General features: G+C 73.2%; 3 protein-coding genes. 1 reads left to right on the top strand and 2 read right to left on the bottom strand.

The genetic code is table 11. The features are described 5' to 3' along the window. The coding region (locus tag HGA02_RS21170) for an acyl-ACP desaturase (protein ID WP_343035557.1) at positions 1–379 on the bottom strand (379 nt) is incomplete at its 3' end. On the opposite strand from HGA02_RS21170, the gene HGA02_RS21165 reads away from it, so the two are divergent. Beyond that, positions 359–1,120: a glycosyltransferase family 4 protein gene (locus HGA02_RS21165; protein WP_246247971.1), complete on the top strand. Its 762-nt coding sequence runs from the start codon at positions 359–361 to the stop codon at positions 1,118–1,120. The genes HGA02_RS21170 and HGA02_RS21165 overlap by 21 nt on opposite strands. A 6-nt stretch (positions 1,121–1,126) precedes the next feature. Here the strand turns inward: HGA02_RS21165 and HGA02_RS16800 are convergent. Beyond that, the coding region (locus HGA02_RS16800) for an oligosaccharide flippase family protein (protein ID WP_168680297.1) at positions 1,127–2,309 on the bottom strand (1,183 nt) is incomplete at its 5' end.

Here is a 2,309-nt window from a genome sequence, read left to right as displayed (position 1 = left end):
AGAAGACCTTCCACTGCGCCAGCAGCGGGCCGAAGACCAGCTCGGGCTCCTTGGCGCGGTCGTAGATTCCGGCCGCGGCCAGCGCGTCGTCACTGCTGCTGCCGTCGGCGAGCACCACCTCCGGCACCCGGAAGTCGGCGACCCGGTCGGCAATGGCGCGCATGGTCTGGTCGGGAGCCAGGTCGAATGCGGCCGAGATCAGGTTGGCGAAGAACTCCGCCTGCATCTCGTCGTCGACAGCGAGCCGACGGGCGATTTCGGTGACAATCGGATTCTCGTCGAGGGCCTCGGTATTGCGGTGCCGCACCGCGGCCGCACCGACGTCGGGATCGCGTGGGACGAGAACCTCGCGCGCCGCATGCTCGTCCTGTCCCCGCACGCCCGCATGTTCGCCGGGACGATCTGGCTCACGGACGCCCTCGAGATCGACCCGTCGTCCGACCGGGTGCGCGGTGCGCTCGACGTGCTGCGGCGCATGGACGGCGTGTTCGTCAACAGCCGCGCGCAGGTCGAGCCGCTCCAGGCCGCGCTGGGCCGGTCGGGTCCGCCGGTGTCGTTCTTCACGTTCGGCGTCGACCACGAGTTCTTCTCCGCGCAGCCGCCCGCGCCGGCACCGCTCGTCGTGAGCGTCGGCGGCGACCGGGACCGGGACCCCACCACCCTGTTCGCCGCGCTGTCGCGCGTGCACGAGGCACGGCCGGACGCCGAGATCGTCGTGCAGAACGCGTCCGACGTGCCCGCGCCGCCCGGGGTGACGAAGGTGCCGCGGCTGTCGCACACCGAGCTGCGGGACCTGTACGCGCGCGCCAGCGTCGTCGCGATCGCGACGCGGCCCAACCTGCACATGTCCGGGCTCACCGTGAGCCTCGAGTCGATGGCGACCGCGCGGCCCGTCGTGCTCACGGCGACGCCCGGCCACGAGGACTACCACCGCGACGGCGAGACCGCGCTGCTGGTCGAGCCGCAGGAGCCGACGGACCTCGCGGACCGCGTGCTCGGGTTGCTCGACGACCCGGACGCGGCCGTCGCGCTCGGTCAGCGCGCGCGACAGGCCGTCGAGGACCGGTTCACGTCCGCGCACCTCGTCGACGGCATGGCCCGCGCGGTCGGCCTGGTCTGAGACGCGTCAGCGGCGGGGGCGCAGGCGGCGGGTGACGCCGCCGACCAGCGAGCCCGCGTAGCCGCGCAGGATCGTCAGGTCCGTGCGGCGGACGCCGTAGAACGACAGCATCGAGACGCCGAACAGCCGCTTGAGGAACCACTGGTTCAGGCCGGACGAGACGACGTAGCCGAGCAGCGTCGCCCACGCGGCGCCCATCGCCCCGTACGTCGGGACGAGCAGGACCAGCAGGCCGATGTTGAGGACGCACGCGATGACGAGCGCGATGCTGCGCAGGCCCGGGCGGCCGCGGGCGGACAGGCCGGCACCGGCGATGGACCCGGGCGTGCTGATGACGACCGCGACCAGCAGCAACCAGGCGATGGGCACGGCGGGCGCGAACTCCTCGCCGAACAGCAGCGGGAGCCACCAGATCATCGTGCCGCCGAGGACGAGCGCGACGACCGTGCAGATGAGCGTGGAGATGCGGGCGGCCGCGGCGAGGCGCGCGTCCTCGGAGCGGCTCGCGTCGGTCACGAACGTCACGTCGCGCACGGCCCGGTGGATCACGAGCGGGAGCTCGCTCACGTTGACCGCGACGACGTAGAGGCCGAGCTCGTAGGCGCTGCTCAGCGGGGTCATGATCGTCTGGTCGACGCGGGACAGCAGGATCCCGGAGATCGTGCCGATCCAGAGCCGCAGGCCGTACCCGGTGAGCGCGCGGGTCGACGCCAGGCCCTCGGTGTCGGGCTCGGCGGGCGGCAGCCGTCGGGGCAGCGTGAGGTACGCGAGCGCGCCCATGACGGGCATGACGGCGAGCACGACGGTCGCCGTGAACGGCGTGAGGTGGCCGGTGAGCCACAGCGGGATCAGCACGGCCAGACGGAGGCCGGACGCGAGCACCTTCTCCCACGCGACCATGGCCCAGCGCTGCAGGCCGGACGCGATGCCGCGCAGGACGCCCAGCAGGAGCGTCGGCAGCACCGCGAGGGACGCGACCGCCATGAGCTTCTGGATCTCGAGGTCGCCGCCCGACAGCCACTCGCGCGCCGCGAACACGGCCCCGGTCGCGAGCAGGCCCGCGAGCACGACGATGACCGCGCCGTTGCGCGCCGCGACCCGGACCAGCCGCGGGTGCCGCGCGACCGCGTACGACACGGCCTCCGGCACGCCGAAGGTCATGAGGGCGATCGCGAGCCCGAGCAGGGCG

Origin of the sequence: Cellulomonas septica, assembly GCF_012396155.1 — a bacterium.
In the GTDB taxonomy this organism is placed as follows: Bacteria; Actinomycetota; Actinomycetes; order Actinomycetales; family Cellulomonadaceae; genus Cellulomonas; species Cellulomonas septica.
This window is presented reverse-complemented; position numbering and strand designations above follow the sequence as displayed.

Bases quoted from the DNA above. Each gene is read 5' to 3' on its own strand.
- HGA02_RS21165 (WP_246247971.1), top strand. From the start codon at position 359: ATGCTCGTCCTGTCCCCGCACGCCCGCATGTTCGCCGGGACGATCTGG.